Annotated in this window: 10 protein-coding genes and 5 tRNA genes; 6 read left to right on the top strand and 9 right to left on the bottom strand. The window is 70.7% G+C overall.

Going from position 1 to position 14228, the window contains the following annotated elements; translation table 11 throughout:
- Positions 1–15: 15 nt before the first annotated feature.
- The 9 genes from ACFYXE_RS06100 to ACFYXE_RS06060 all read right to left on the bottom strand — a co-directional run bounded on the left by ACFYXE_RS06100 (position 16) and on the right by ACFYXE_RS06060 (position 4142).
- Positions 16–88: transfer RNA gene (locus ACFYXE_RS06100), tRNA-Glu, on the bottom strand.
- A 28-nt stretch (positions 89–116) separates the two neighbouring features.
- Positions 117–188 (bottom strand) — tRNA-Gln (locus ACFYXE_RS06095).
- A gap of 31 nt (positions 189–219) precedes the next feature.
- Positions 220–292, bottom strand: a tRNA-Glu gene (locus ACFYXE_RS06090).
- 62 nt (positions 293–354) lie between these two features.
- A tRNA-Glu gene (locus ACFYXE_RS06085) sits at positions 355–427 on the bottom strand.
- 40 nt (positions 428–467) lie between these two features.
- Positions 468–539: transfer RNA gene (locus ACFYXE_RS06080), tRNA-Gln, on the bottom strand.
- 88 nt (positions 540–627) lie between these two features.
- Entirely contained in the window at positions 628–1356 is a 729-nt protein-coding gene (locus ACFYXE_RS06075) for an HAD family hydrolase (protein ID WP_389309201.1), read from the bottom strand.
- Between the two features lie 172 nt (positions 1357–1528).
- Entirely contained in the window at positions 1529–3007 is a 1479-nt protein-coding gene (gltX, locus tag ACFYXE_RS06070) for a glutamate--tRNA ligase (RefSeq protein WP_361180445.1), read from the bottom strand.
- The gene (locus ACFYXE_RS06065; RefSeq protein WP_361180446.1) at positions 3000–3776 is read right to left on the bottom strand and encodes a fumarylacetoacetate hydrolase family protein; all 777 of its coding nucleotides are present in this window, start codon (positions 3774–3776) and stop codon (positions 3000–3002) included. The genes gltX and ACFYXE_RS06065 overlap by 8 nt, the downstream gene beginning before the upstream one ends.
- A 159-nt stretch (positions 3777–3935) precedes the next feature.
- Positions 3936–4142, bottom strand: a complete 207-nt coding sequence (locus ACFYXE_RS06060) for a hypothetical protein (protein WP_361180447.1) — start codon at positions 4140–4142, stop codon at positions 3936–3938.
- A 575-nt stretch (positions 4143–4717) separates the two neighbouring features.
- On the opposite strand from ACFYXE_RS06060, the gene ACFYXE_RS06055 reads away from it, so the two are divergent.
- The 6 genes from ACFYXE_RS06055 (at position 4718) to ACFYXE_RS06030 (ending at position 14141) form a co-directional block, all read left to right on the top strand.
- Positions 4718–8689, top strand: a complete 3972-nt coding sequence (locus tag ACFYXE_RS06055) for a nitrate- and nitrite sensing domain-containing protein (RefSeq protein ID WP_389309198.1) — start codon at positions 4718–4720, stop codon at positions 8687–8689.
- Positions 8690–8698: 9 nt separating this feature from the next.
- The gene (locus tag ACFYXE_RS06050; RefSeq protein ID WP_030787430.1) at positions 8699–9112 is read left to right on the top strand and encodes a roadblock/LC7 domain-containing protein; all 414 of its coding nucleotides are present in this window, start codon (positions 8699–8701) and stop codon (positions 9110–9112) included.
- A gap of 143 nt (positions 9113–9255) precedes the next feature.
- Entirely contained in the window at positions 9256–9660 is a 405-nt protein-coding gene (locus tag ACFYXE_RS06045) for a DUF742 domain-containing protein (protein WP_361177631.1), read from the top strand.
- Positions 9641–10225 carry an ATP/GTP-binding protein gene (locus ACFYXE_RS06040; protein ID WP_361177629.1) on the top strand — a complete coding sequence of 195 codons (585 nt, stop codon included), beginning with the start codon at positions 9641–9643 and terminating at the stop codon, positions 10223–10225. Before ACFYXE_RS06045 ends, ACFYXE_RS06040 begins: the two co-directional genes overlap by 20 nt.
- 339 nt (positions 10226–10564) lie before the next feature.
- Complete coding sequence (locus ACFYXE_RS06035) at positions 10565–13717, top strand: nitrate- and nitrite sensing domain-containing protein (RefSeq protein WP_389309194.1); 3153 nt, start codon at positions 10565–10567, stop codon at positions 13715–13717.
- A gap of 10 nt (positions 13718–13727) precedes the next feature.
- The gene (locus ACFYXE_RS06030) at positions 13728–14141 is read left to right on the top strand and encodes a roadblock/LC7 domain-containing protein (protein WP_030787419.1); all 414 of its coding nucleotides are present in this window, start codon (positions 13728–13730) and stop codon (positions 14139–14141) included.
- The last annotated feature ends 87 nt before the right edge of the window (positions 14142–14228 follow it).

Genomic DNA, 14228 nt, shown 5'->3' with positions numbered 1-14228 from the left:
CCCCTTGCCTTGCTGTACCCCCGACCGGATTCGAACCGGCGCTACCGCCTTGAGAGGGCGGCGTGCTAGGCCGCTACACAACGGGGGCGTGGATCGTGTGTCGCCACATGATCCGGCTGGGCTACCAGGACTCGAACCTAAACTAACGGAACCAGAAACCGTCGTGCTGCCAATTACACCATAGCCCAATGTGGTCTAGACCAGGTCTAGTACCTACAGTACCCCCGACCGGATTCGAACCGGCGCTACCGCCTTGAGAGGGCGGCGTGCTAGGCCGCTACACAACGGGGGCCCTAGCGATCCTGCATCAGGGACAGTGGGTGCGACCCGAGCTGTCCCCGCGGGAAGGATCTGTACCCCCGACCGGATTCGAACCGGCGCTACCGCCTTGAGAGGGCGGCGTGCTAGGCCGCTACACAACGGGGGCTTCGTGGATGTGATCCACAGGTGCAGATGAGCTCTGCGAGCTGGCCTACCAGGACTCGAACCTAGACTAACGGAACCAGAAACCGTCGTGCTGCCAATTACACCATAGGCCATCAAAGCGCAACCCCTTGAGGGGGTTTTGATTTGACTTGCGCTTCCCGGCCGGACCTTTCGGCCCTCTCGGGCGGCGCAGGAAGAACATTACCTGAAGGTGGACGGCGCTCCAAAACGGGTATCGGCCCGCAGCAGCGCGGGCAGCTCGGAGAGCTCCCTGATGCGGTGGACGCCCGACGGGCCGTCCCCCGCCGTGCCGTTGCGGTCGAGCCAGATGCCGAGCAGGCCGGCGTCCCGGGCGCCCCGCGCGTCGATCTCCGGCTGGTCGCCGACGTAGGCGATCTCGGCGGGTGCGAGGCCGAGCTCCGTGCAGACCGCCCGGAAGGCCTCGGCGGCGGGCTTGGAGACGCCCAGGTCGGCGGCGCACAGGACGGCCTCGAAGCGGTCGCGTACGCCGAGGACGGTCAGCTTGCGGTCCTGCACGACCAGTGCGGAGTTGGACAGGATCGCGTGCCGGTACTGCCCGGCGAGGGCGTCCAGGGTCGGGAGGGTGTCGGGGAAGAGGGACCAGGCCGATTCGTAGTGGCCGACGTAACGCTCGAACCAGGCGTCGGCGTCGGCGTCGGACAGGTCCGGGGCCTCCATGAAGTCGCGGACGCGGTCGCGGCGCTGCTCCTGGAAGGTCACTCCCCCGGCGCCGAAGCGGGCCCAGTGGCGCCCGGTGAGCTCCCGCCACCGCTCCAGCGCGTGCTCCGCCGACTCGTACCGCTCCAGGAGCCCCTCGGCGGTGAGGTGCGCGTGCATGCCGGTGCTGTCGGCCCGCGCATAGTCGAAGATCGTGTCGTCGATGTCCCAGACCACGGCTTTGATCGGCATGACGTCGACGGTAATCGCAGGCGCGGCTCCCGGCTGGGGGTTCGGGGGTTATCCCCCGAAGAACGCGGTGTCGATGTCCCGGGCCACGGCTTTGATCGGCATGACGTCGACGGTATGCGAAGGACCCGGGAGCCGTGGTGGCTTCCGGGTCCTTCGGGGCGGGCGGCTCGGGTCAGGCGGTGAGCTTCGCCAGGGCCGCGTCGACGCGGGCCAGCGTCTTCTCCTTGCCGAGGATCTCCAGGGACTCGAAGAGCGGCAGGCCGACCGTGCGGCCGGTGACGGCGACGCGGACCGGGGCCTGGGCCTTGCCGAGCTTCAGGCCGTGCTCCTCGCCGGCGGCGAGGACGGCGTCCTTGAGGGACTCCGGGGAGGTCCAGTCGGCGGCCTCCAGCTTGGCGCGGGCCGTACGCAGCAGGGCGTCGGAGCCCTCCTTCATGGCCTTGGTCCAGCTCGGCTCGTCGAAGACCGGCTCCGGCAGGAACAGGAAGTCCACGTTGGCCGTGATCTCGGAGAGGACCTTCACGCGGGTCTGGGCGTGCGGGGCGATCGCGGCCCAGGCGGCCTCGTCGAAGTCCTCGGGGGCCCAGTTGGCGTGCGGGGCCGTCAGCCAGGGCTCGCAGGCCGCGGCGAAGTCCTTCACGTCGAGCATGCGGATGTGGTCGGCGTTGATCGCCTCGGCCTTCTTCAGGTCGAAGCGGGCCGGGTTGGAGTTCACGTCCGCGAGGTCGAACTTCTCGACCATCTCGGGGATCGTGAAGACGTCCTGGTCCGCGGAGAACGACCAGCCGAGCAGCGACAGGTAGTTCAGCAGGCCCTCGGGGAGGAAGCCGCGCTCGCGGTAGAGGTTCAGGGACGCCTGCGGGTCGCGCTTGGAGAGCTTCTTGTTGCCCTCGCCCATCACGTACGGCAGGTGGCCGAACTCGGGGATGCGCTGGGCGATGCCCAGCTCGATCAGCGCCTTGTAGAGGCCGATCTGGCGCGGGGTGGAGGAGAGCAGGTCCTCGCCGCGCAGGACGTGGGTGATCTCCATGAGGGCGTCGTCGACCGGGTTGACCAGGGTGTACAGCGGGGCGCCGTTGGCGCGCACGATGCCGTAGTCCGTGACGTTCTCCGGCTGGACGGTGATCTCGCCGCGGACCAGGTCGGTGAAGGTGGTCGCCTCGTCGGGCATCCGGAAGCGGACGATGTGGCTGCGGCCCTCCGCCTCGTACGCCTGCTTCTGCTCGGCGGTGAGGTCGCGGCAGTGGCCGTCGTAGCCGGACGGCTTGCCGGCGGCGCGGGCGGCCTCGCGGCGGGCGTCCAGCTCCTCGGTCGTGCAGTAGCAGGGGTAGGCGTGGCCGGCCTCGACGAGCTTGGCCGCGATCTCCTTGTAGAGGTCCATGCGCTGCGACTGGCGGTACGGCGCGTGCGGGCCGCCGACCTCGGGGCCCTCGTCCCAGTCGAAGCCCAGCCAGCGCATCGAGTCGAGCAGCTGCTCGTAGGACTCCTCGGAGTCCCGGGCCGCGTCGGTGTCCTCGATGCGGAAGACCAGGGAGCCCTTGTTGTGCCGGGCGTAGGCCCAGTTGAAGAGGGCGGTGCGGACCAGGCCCACGTGGGGGTTGCCGGTCGGCGAGGGACAGAACCGTACGCGTACGGGGGTCGCGTTAGCCACGCTTGATCACCTTGTTGGTGAGAGTGCCGATGCCTTCGATGGTGACGGCGACCTCGTCGCCGACGTTGAGCGGGCCCACCCCTGCCGGGGTGCCCGTGAGGATGACGTCGCCCGGGAGCAGCGTCATGGCCTCGGAGATGTTCACGATCAGGTCCTCGATGGAGTGGACCATCTCGCTGGTGCGGCCGAGCTGGCGCTGCCGGCCGTTGACCGTGCACTGGATGGTGAGGTCGCTCGGGTCGATCTCGGTCTCCACCCAGGGGCCGAGCGGACAGGCGCTGTCGAAGCCCTTGGCCCGCGCCCACTGCTTCTCGCGGCGCTGGACGTCACGCGCGGTGACGTCGTTGGCGCAGGTGTAGCCGAAGATGACGTCCTTCACGCGCTCGCGCGGCACCTCGCGGCACATGCGGCCGATGACCACGGCCAGCTCGGCCTCGTGGTGCAGCTCCTCGGAGAAGGAGGGGTACGTGATGGCGTCGCCGGTGCCGACCAGCGAGGTCGACGGCTTCAGGAACGCGAAGGGGACGTCGGGCACCTCGTGGCCGAGCTCCGCCGCGTGCTCCCTGTAGTTGCGGCCGAAGGCCACGATCTTGTTCGGAAGCACCGGCGGCAGCAGGCGCACCTTGCTGAGCGGGACCTTCGTGCCGGACCGCTCGAAGTCCGCGTACGGGATGCCCTTGATGATGTCGAGGACGAGCCCGTCGGGGCCCTCCCCTTCGACTACGCCGTAGCCGACATTGCCGTCGATGGAGAACCTGGCGATGCGCACGCTCTAGCCTCTTGAGGTGGTTGCGGAATGACACTCCAGGCTAACGCGGTGGCCTGGGGCCCGCCGACGACCTTTCCCTCGTGGCCCGGCGTCCGTGGCTCGGCCGGTCGCCGCCGGGCGGCTCGCCCCCGAACGCCGGACGGGCGGGGACGTCCTCCCTCAGACCGCGGTGACCGTCTGCTCCGGGGCGTGCATGAGGATGGTGCGGCGCGGGTTGGCCGTCTGGGTCGGGAGGTCGGTGGCGTGGTCCGGCTGGGCCGGGGCGGCCTGGAAGTCGTCCGCGTCCGTGAGGTGCGCGAGCGTGGTGCGACGCGGGTTGGCTATGTTGCGGAACATCGCCGTCTGCATGGTCTTCACAGTCTTCATCTGCTCTTCGGGCCCTGTCGGTTCAGGCGTCGCTGATCGGACGCGGCTTGTCGGATTCGCCATCCCTGTAAAGCGTCAGGCTAAACATCCAATTCCCGGCCAAAGTCCGGAAGACGCCATGATCTTCGTGTGAGTTTGCTCACGAGGTAGCCGACAAATGGGTCAATTCCGGCCCGGAGTCAGTCAGTTGGAAACGGACATTGCCCCACTGAAGGCACCATTCCGCTCCTGATCATGAAGACTGGGACACCCCCCACCGGTAGGAGCTTTGTGGGGATGAGTCCGTTTTTTACTAGATCACTTTCTACGTCTGGTGACTCCCCACTCACACCGTGTCACGTCGGTCGCGGCGCGACACACGGGCCTTGTTGGAGATCCGGCACTGTGCTGGAATTCCCGGGACCGCCGCGGGATCGAACCGGCGCGCAGGGGCGCAACGCAGCGCCGAGTGGCGGCGGGGAGGGGGAGCAAGCGCCGGTCACTCACGACCACCCATGGGGCCTTCGCCGCCCCACGACGCCGACACCGTCCCGCCGTTCACCGGCAGGACGCCTGGTCCAGAGGTTGCGACGCTAGTGCAGGGACGTTTCAAGAGGGATGGCAAGGGGTCTCCCCAGGCCGACCGCGGCCGAGGAGATGCTCCGGCGGAGCCGGAGCGCGGCTCCTCGCCCCAGCACGCCCAGAACCCCGGACCGGGTACGCCCGGCGACAGCGGCCCCGGCGCCACGCGCCAGGGCACCACCGGCAGCGGCTCCGCGCCCGCCCCGGCCAAGGGCAAGGGCTCCGCGGGCGGCAAGACGCCCACCGGCCCCGGCTCGCGAATAGCCCTGCGCAACTGGCGCATCTCCACCCGTCTGGTCTCGCTGCTCGCGCTCCCCGTGATCACCGCGACCTCCCTCGGCGCCCTGCGCATCAACTCGTCCCTGGACGAGATCGAGCAGCTCGACAACATGAAGCTGCTGACCGAGATGACCAAGCAGGCCACCGAGCTGGCCGCGGCGCTCCAGGAGGAGCGCGACAAGTCGGCCGGTCCGCTCGCGCACGACGCGAAGGCCACCGACTACACGGTCAAGGGCGCCCGCGACAAGACCGACCGGGTCTACCGCAACTTCCTGCAGAGCACCCAGGACCTGAACGACACCGAGGGCGAGAAGGGCCTGCTCGGCGTCCGGCACAGCGCGGTCCAGATCATCCAGCAGCTCGGGGACATCAACAAGGTCCGCTCGAAGGCCTACGCCGACAAGGGCTCGACCTCGCAGACCGTCGAGGCCTACAGCCAGCTCGTCGAGCAGCTCCTGAAGCTCTCGCAGGACATGGCGCAGGCCACCAGCAACCCCGACATGATCCAGCGCACCCGCTCGCTGGCCGCCTTCTCCTCGGCCAAGGAGTACGCCTCCGTACAGCGCGCGATCATCGCCGCGGCCCTGCCGGCGAACGACAGCGAGTACGGCAAGATCAACGAGACCGACCGCACCTTCGGCCTGAGCGCCAACGAGAAGATGCGCTCGGAGCTCACGACGTTCGGGAAGATCTACGCGGGCAACGCCAGTGAGCTGACCAAGCCCATCGACGGCGCCAACCCCGCGATCAAGGCCGCCGACGAGTACGCCAAGCGCGTCCTCGAGCAGGAGGGCGGCATCAAGCTCCAGGACAAGCGGTCCTACCGGGACTGGGTCGACGCCGACTCCACCAAGATCGACGCGATGTCCAAGATCGAGCTGACGCTGCTCGGCGAGATGGAGCAGAAGGCCCGCGAGCTGCGCAACGAGTCGGAGCAGTCGGCCATCCTCAACGGTGCGCTGATCCTGCTCGTGCTCGGCGTCTCGCTCATCGGCGCGTTCGTCGTGGCCCGCTCCATGATCCGCTCGCTGCGCCGGCTGCAGGACACCGCGACCAAGGTCGCCCAGGACCGCCTGCCCGAGCTGGTCAAGCAGCTCTCCGAGTCGGACCCGCAGGACGTCGACACCTCCGTCGAGTCCGTCGGTGTGCACTCCCGGGACGAGATCGGCCAGGTGGCCGCGGCCTTCGACGACGTGCACCGCGAGGCCGTCCGCCTCGCCGCCGAGCAGGCCCTCCTCCGGGGCAACGTCAACGCGATGTTCACCAACCTCTCGCGCCGCTCCCAGGGCCTCATCCAGCGCCAGCTCTCGCTCATCTCCGAGCTGGAGTCGCGCGAGGCCGACCCGGACCAGCTGTCCTCGCTCTTCAAGCTCGACCACCTCGCGACCCGCATGCGCCGCAACGGCGAGAACCTCCTCGTCCTCGCCGGTGAGGAGCCGGGCCGCCGCTGGACCCGGCCCGTCCCGCTGGTCGACGTGCTGCGTGCCGCCGCGTCCGAGGTGGAGCAGTACGAGCGCATCGAGCTCTCCGCGGTCCCGACGACCGAGGTCGCCGGACGCGTGGTCAACGACCTCGTGCACCTGCTCGCCGAGCTGCTGGAGAACGCCACGTCGTTCTCCTCGCCGCAGACCAAGGTCAAGGTCACCGGTCACGCGCTGCCCGACGGCCGGGTGCTCATCGAGATCCACGACACCGGCATCGGCCTCTCCCCCGAGGACCTCGCCGCGATCAACGAGCGGCTCGCCTCGCCGCCCACCGTGGACGTCTCCGTCTCCCGCCGCATGGGTCTGTTCGTGGTCGGCCGCCTCTCGCAGCGCCACGGCATCCGTATCCAGCTCCGCCCGTCCGACTCCGGCGGCACGACCGCGCTGGTCATGCTCCCCGTCGACGTCGCCCAGGGCGGCAAGAAGGCACCCGGCAAGCCCGGTGCGCCCACCTCGACCGGCGGTCCCGCCGCGGCCCAGGCGGCGGCCGGTGCCGCGGCCGCGCGACGCGGTGTCGGCGCGGGCAACAACGGCCCCGCGCTGCCCGGCGGCCCCGGCCGCGGTGGCCAGGGCGGCGGCGGCCAGGGCGGGCCCGGACTGCTCGGCGCCGGTGCGCCGCGCCAGCAGGTCGCGGGCTCCGGTCCGCGCGCCGCGCTGCCCTCCCGCGACTCGGGTCAGGGCCAGGGGCAGGGCCAGCAGCGTCCGCAGGGCGGCCAGCCGCAGGCGCCGCAGGGCGGTCGCGGCGGCAACGCCCCGCAGCCCCCGGTGCCCCAGCAGCGCACGAACTCCATGAACCCCGGTGCCGACTCCGGCGCCGACGCGACCGGCCAGGGCCGCAGGCCGCAGCTGCCGCCGCGCGGCGGTCCGCGGGCCGAGCTGCCCGGCGGCAACCCCGCGCAGGGCGCGTCCGGCGGCTACACCCCGCCGCGCGTGCCCAGCTGGAGCGACGAGAACGCCCAGCCGCAGGTGTCGCGCGAGCCCTTCGACACCCCGCGCGGGCACGAGGAGCACGACTCCACCGGTCAGTTCCCGCAGGCCACGGCCGACGACCGGCAGGGTCCCGGCTCCACCGCGCAGTTCCCGCGTCCCGACTTCGACGCGCCGCCGCCCGGTGCGCAGGCGCCGCAGCAGGACAACGGATCCACCGGGTCCACCGACTCCACCGGCCAGTTCGTCCGCTCGGACGTCTTCGGCGGCCAGGGTGGCCCGCAGCAGAGCAGGCAGCCCGCCCCGCAGGACCCGTCGCAGGGCCGGGCGCCGCACCAGCAGAACCAGCAGCACTCCCAGAACCAGCAGAACCAGCAGAACGCGCAGCACCAGCAGAACGCGCAGAACGGCCCCGCGCAGCGCGGCGGTCGGGAGAACCCCGACTACACCGTGCCGCGCCCGCCGGCCCCCCGCCGCAGCCAGGGCGACCCCCACCAGGGCCTCCCCCAGCAGCCGCAGCAGCCGGGCCGGGGCCAGGGCCAAGAGGGCATGGGCCAGGGCGGTCCGGGCCAGGCTCCGCAGCAGCCCCAGCCCCAGCAGGCCCAGTACGACCAGCAGGCCCAGTACGACCAGCAGGCGCAGTACGACCAGCAGGCCCGGCAGCCCGCCGAGCCCGAGCCGCTGCCCCCGGCCGGCCCCGGCGACGGGCGCACCCCGCTGTTCGACACGCTGGAGACCAACTGGTTCCAGCAGCAGAACCAGCAGGCCGCCCAGCAGCAGGAGCAGCAGAACCGCCAGCAGGCCGCGCCCCAGGAGCAGCAGGGCAGGCAGGCCCCCGAGCCGCCGCGGCACCACGCTCCCGAGCCGCAGCGCCAGGCCCCGGAACCGGCCCGCCACCAGGCTCCCGAGCCGCCGCAGCGCCCGCTGCCCTCGCGCCCCCAGCGCCAGGACCCGGCCGCCGCGCCCGCGGGCCAGGGCGGCACCAACGGCGCGGGCATGCCCGCCGGCTGGCGCTCCTCCCCCAACGACGAGCTGGGCCGGCAGGCCGAGCGGGTCCGTCAGCCCTCCGCGGGCGGCGTCACGACGTCCGGCCTGCCGCGCCGGGTCCCGCGGGCCAATCTGGTCGCGGGCACGGCCCAGCAGCAGCAGGACAGCACAGGTCCGCAGGTCTCGCGTGCGCCCGAAGAGGTACGCGGCCGGCTGACGAATCTCCGTCGGGGCATCCAGCAGGGGCGCCAGGCCGGTACCGGCCAGACCGGCAGTTTCCCTCGCCCCACTCACCAGCAGGAGCGTTAGTTGAGTCCGATGAGCCAGGCGGCACAGAATCTGAACTGGTTGATCACCAACTTCGTGGACAACACCCCCGGGGTGTCCCACACGGTCGTGGTCTCCGCCGACGGCCTCCTTCTGGCCATGTCCGAAGGCTTCCCCCGGGACCGCGCCGACCAGCTCGCCGCGGTCGCCTCCGGGCTGACCTCGCTGACCGCGGGGGCCTCCCGGATCTTCGAGGGCGGCACCGTCACGCAGACCGTGGTGGAGATGGAGCGGGGGTTCCTCTTCATCATGTCGGTCTCCGACGGTTCGTCCCTCGCGGTCCTCGCGCACCCCGAGTGCGACATCGGCCTCGTCGGGTACGAGATGGCGCTCCTCGTGGACCGGGCGGGCGCCGTCCTGACCCCGGACCTCCGCGCCGAGCTGCAGGGCAGCCTGCTCCACTAGCCCCCCGAGCACGCTCCGAAGCGTTACCCCTTCGGCCGCCCCACCGACCGAACGTACTGACCAACCGTCCGGCCGCCACACTGCCCCCACCGGCTCTGTCAGACGGCACACGCAGATGACCTGCTGTCCCGCCCGGAGGATCCATGACCCCGCCCACCGCCTCTCACAACCCGTATGGCTCCGACGCGTCGTACGGAATGGAGGGCGACCAGCCGCTGGTGCGTCCCTACGCGATGACCGGCGGCCGGACCCGGCCCCGCTACCAGCTCGCCATCGAGGCGCTGGTCAGCACCACGGCCGACCCGGCCCAGCTGATGGGGCTGCTCCCCGAGCACCAGCGGATCTGCCACCTGTGCCGTGAGGTCAAGTCGGTGGCCGAGGTCTCGGCGCTCCTGTCGATGCCGCTCGGCGTGGCCCGGATCCTCGTGGCGGACCTGGCCGAGGCCGGGCTCGTCGCCATCCACCAGCCCGGCGGCGACGAGAACGCCGGCGGCCAGCCTGACGTGACACTGCTCGAAAGGGTGCTCAGTGGACTTCGCAAGCTCTAGCGGCTCGGGCTCGACCCGATCCACCACCTCCGCGAAGATCGTGGTGGCGGGCGGCTTCGGCGTGGGCAAGACCACGTTCGTCGGGGCGGTCTCCGAGATCAACCCGCTGCGCACCGAGGCCGTCATGACGTCCGCGTCCGCGGGCATCGACGACCTGACCCACACCGGGGACAAGACGACGACCACCGTCGCCATGGACTTCGGCCGCATCACGCTCGACCAGGACCTGATCCTGTACCTCTTCGGTACGCCCGGTCAGGACCGTTTCTGGTTCATGTGGGACGACCTCGTGCGTGGCGCGATCGGCGCGGTCGTGCTCGTGGACACCCGTCGGCTGGCCGACTGTTTCCCGGCCGTCGACTACTTCGAGAACTCCGGGCTGCCCTTCGTCATCGCCCTCAACGGCTTCGACGGCCACCAGCCGTACACCCCCGACGAGGTGCGCGAGGCGCTGCAGATCGGGAGCGGTACGCCGATCATCACGACCGACGCGCGACACCGTGCGGACGCAAAGAGTGGCTTGATCACGCTGGTCGAGCACGCACTTATGGCACGTCTCAAGTAGGCAGGTCCGTACGGTAGTTGCCGTAGTCCGCACGGAGCGATCTGTGTCCTTTGACACGGCCGCGCGCCGTGTTCATAACGTTTCGACAGAGAATTGCCCGGGGGCCGCCACGCGGAGCGGTCATCCGGTGCCGCTGTGCTCACATGGGCCCCGCCTTTTGGCGGGGCTCGCTCTTTATGACCGATTTATCTGAGGCTTACACCACTTGGAGGCCGCGCTTCCGACTGTTTGGAAGAGCGGCCCCTGACGTGCTGGAATGCGCTGAACTGCCCAGTAGCACGGGCCTTGGAGACGACAGCGGCACGACGTGAGTGCCGCCGCCGAGAGGTTGTTGGTCGAGTGAGGCGAAGCAAGCCGAGCCCCGCGGCATCCCCCACCGGGGACACGCGGGGCAACTTCACCCCGCCGCCGCGCGCAGCGGCGTCCCCCGTCGACGTGGCCACCGCGCCCGGCAACGAGCCCCCGGCCGCCTCCGGTGGACGGATGTCCCCCCGCAACTGGCGCGTGCCGACCCGGCTGAACGCGATCCTTCTCATACCCGTGCTCGTCGGCCTGGTCATGGGCGGCTTCCAGGTGAAGGGCTCCATCGACACCTGGAACGAGGCCCAGGACGCCGAGAACACCGCCCGCCTGGTGCGGGCGTCGCTGAACTACGGCAACCGGCTCATCGAGGAGCGCGACATCTCCGCCGCTCCGCTGCTGGCCGGCAAGCGGAACGACCCGGCCGTGGTCAAGGCGCGCAAGGCCACCGACCGGGCCGCCGCCGAGTTCAAGGCCGCCGCCGCGAAGATGCCGGACAAGGAAGGCCTCAACCGCCGGCTCGACGGCTTCCGCAAGGTCGAGCCGAAGCTCGCCCCGCTCCGCCAGGCCGCGTACACCACCAAGCTCCCCGGCGTGCAGACCGAAGAGGGCTACGTCGGCATCCAGCACCCCCTGATGGAGTTCGCCAACGAGCTCGGTCTGGGCACCGGAAACATCACCAGCTACGGCCGCACCGTCTACGCGATCTCGCTCTCCAAGGCAGCGCTCTCCCTGCAGCGGTCCATCGGCACGCACCTCCTGGTCAAGCCGGGCCCCGGCACCGGCTCGATGACTCTCCAGCGCACCTCGCTCTCCTCGTACGCCTACCTGGAGCGCATCGCCGTCGAGGAGTACACCGGTGGTGGCACCCCGCAGGACGTCGCCAAGCTGGAGGACGCCAAGAAGGAGCTGACGGCCGCGGGCGAGAAGCAGGCCAAGGAGGCCGCGGCCGCCGCGAAGGCCCAGGGCAAGACGTTCGTCCCGCCGCCGTCGCAGGAGAAGATGGTCGCCGCCATCGCCGGGCTGCGCAGCACCCAGCCGAGCGCGCGCGTCGAGCTGGCCGGCCAGGGCGTCACGCGCCAGGCCTGGTGGGCCACCACCAGCGCCAAGTTCGACGCGTACCGCACCATCGAGTCCGACCTCGCCGACAAGGCCGTGGACGAGGCGTCCGACATCGCCGCGACCGCGCAGCGCAACGCCTACATCACCGGCGCCATCGTGGTCCTCGCGCTGCTCGCCGCCTTCATCCTGGCCGGGCTCATGGCCCGCCAGATGTCCCGCTCGATGCGCCAGCTGCGCACGGCCGCCTTCGGCATCGCCGAGCAGCGCCTGCCGATGCTGGTCGACCAGCTCTCCCGGACCGACCCGGGCCGCGTCGACACCCGCGTGCAGCCCATTCCGATCACGTCCACGGACGAGATCGGCGAGGTCGCCCGCGCCTTCGACCAGGTGCACCGCGAGGCCGTCCGGCTCGCCGCCGAGCAGGCCCTGCTCCGCGGCAACATCAACGCGATCTTCACCAACCTCTCGCGCCGCAACCAGTCGCTGATCGAGGGCCAGCTGACCCTCATCACCGACCTGGAGAACAACGAGGCCGACCCGGACCAGCTGGAGAGCCTCTTCCGCCTGGACCACCTCGCGACCCGTATGCGCCGCAACGGCGAGAACCTCCTGGTGCTGTCCGGCGAGGAGCCGGGCCGCCGCTGGGACCAGCCGGTCCCGCTGGTCGACGTGCTGCGCGCGGCCTCCTCCGAGGTGGAGCAGTACGAGCGCATCGAGCTCTCCGGCGTCCCGGAGGCCGAGATCCACGGCCTGGCCGTGACCGACCTCGTGCACCTGCTCGCCGAGCTCCTGGAGAACGCCACCACGTTCTCCTCGCCGCAGACCAAGGTCCGCGTCACCGCGACCCGCCTGCCGGACGGCCGCATCATGGTCGAGATCCACGACAAGGGCATCGGCCTGACCGCCGAGGACTTCGCGGACATCAACCACAAGCTGGCCAACCCGCCGACCGTGGACGCCGCGATCTCCCAGCGCATGGGCCTGTTCGTGGTCGGCCGCCTCTCCGACCGGCACGGCATCCGCGTCCAGCTGCGCCCCTCGGGCGAGCAGGCGGGCACGACCTCGCTGGTCATGCTGCCCGACGTGATCACGCACGGCGGTGGCGGCGACCACGCCCCGCACGAGTCCGAGTTCACCGTCTCCTCGATCATCCCGGAGCAGCAGAGCCTGGCGGCCGAGCCGCTGCGCACGGCCGCGGAGCTCGGTTTCGACGACAGCCGGTACCACGCCGACGACGCCGAGGCGCAGCCCGAGCTCGACCCGGTGGGCCGCTCGCTGATGCGCGAGGAGCGCCGCGCGGCCCTGGAGGCACAGGCCCAGCAGCCGGGCGGGCACCGTCCGCTGTTCCGGGACGAGGTCGAACCGCAGCAGGCGCAGTCCGCGCAGGGCGGCTATCCGCAGCAGGGCGGTTACGACCAGCAGGCTCCCGCGTACGACACCGGGCACCAGACCGGCTACGACCAGGGGCAGCCGCAGGCCCAGCCGTACGAGAACGACCCGTACGGCACCGGTCAGTACGCCGCCCCGCAGTACTCCGAGGACGGCTACGCCGAGCAGCAGTACCCGGCGGACGCCTACCAGCAGGATGCGCAGATCGCTTATCCGGAGCGGTCGCGTCAGGACGACTGGCCCGGCAATGACGGCTACCAGGCGGACTACGGCCAGGAAGCGGAATCTGCGCAGGCGGACCACGCGGCGGACGGCGAGCGCGTAGGCTTCGACCGGCCGGGACCCACCTCGTCCGTCGTGCACGACATGACCGACGCGGGCCTCCCCCGCAGGGGCTCCACCGGAGCGAACGGGAACGGAAGTTCCCCCGCCGAGAGCGAGGGCCGTGAGGACTGGCGTTCGTCCAACGACGAGCGCTGGCAGCGAGCCGAGCGCCTGAAGGAGCCGAAGGCGGGCGGGGTCACCTCGTCCGGGCTCCCGCGGCGGGTGCCCAAGGCCAATCTGGTCGAGGGCACCGCGGAACAGACCCCACAGGGCGGCCCCCAGGTCTCCCGCGACCCCGAGGACGTGCGGGGCAGGCTGAGCAACCTGCGCCGGGGCGTCCAGCGGGGACGCACCGCAGGCAGTGACACGAATGGCCAGGGCTTCAGCCCTGATAGCACCTACAACCAGGAGCGTTAGTGTGAGCCCGATGAGCCAGGCGGCGCAGAACCTGAACTGGTTGATCACCAACTTCGTGGACAACACCCCCGGGGTGTCCCACACGGTGGTGGTCTCCGCCGACGGACTCCTTCTGGCGATGTCCGAAGGCTTCCCGCGCGACCGTGCCGACCAGCTCGCGGCCGTCGCCTCGGGTCTGACCTCGCTGACCGCCGGGGCCTCCCGGATCTTCGAGGGCGGCTCCGTGACCCAGACCGTTGTGGAGATGGAGCGAGGATTTCTCTTCATCATGTCCATCTCCGACGGCTCCTCGCTCGCCGTTCTCGCCCACCCGGATGCGGACATCGGTCTCATTGGGTACGAGATGGCACTTCTTGTCGACCGCGCGGGCACCGTCCTCACGCCGGACCTGCGCGCGGAGCTCCAGGGGAGCCTTCTCAACTAACAGACAGACGGTGCGTTTTCGCGCCCCGGGGCCGTAAGGTTTCGGGACGCGGCTCCACAGTGATGGTGCCCGGCACAGTTGGAGGAG

The organism is Streptomyces sp. NPDC002564 (genome assembly GCF_042889645.1).
Lineage (GTDB): Bacteria > Actinomycetota > Actinomycetes > Streptomycetales > Streptomycetaceae > Streptomyces.
Note: the sequence above shows the minus strand (reverse complement) of the source record. Positions and strands in the feature narration are given on the sequence as shown.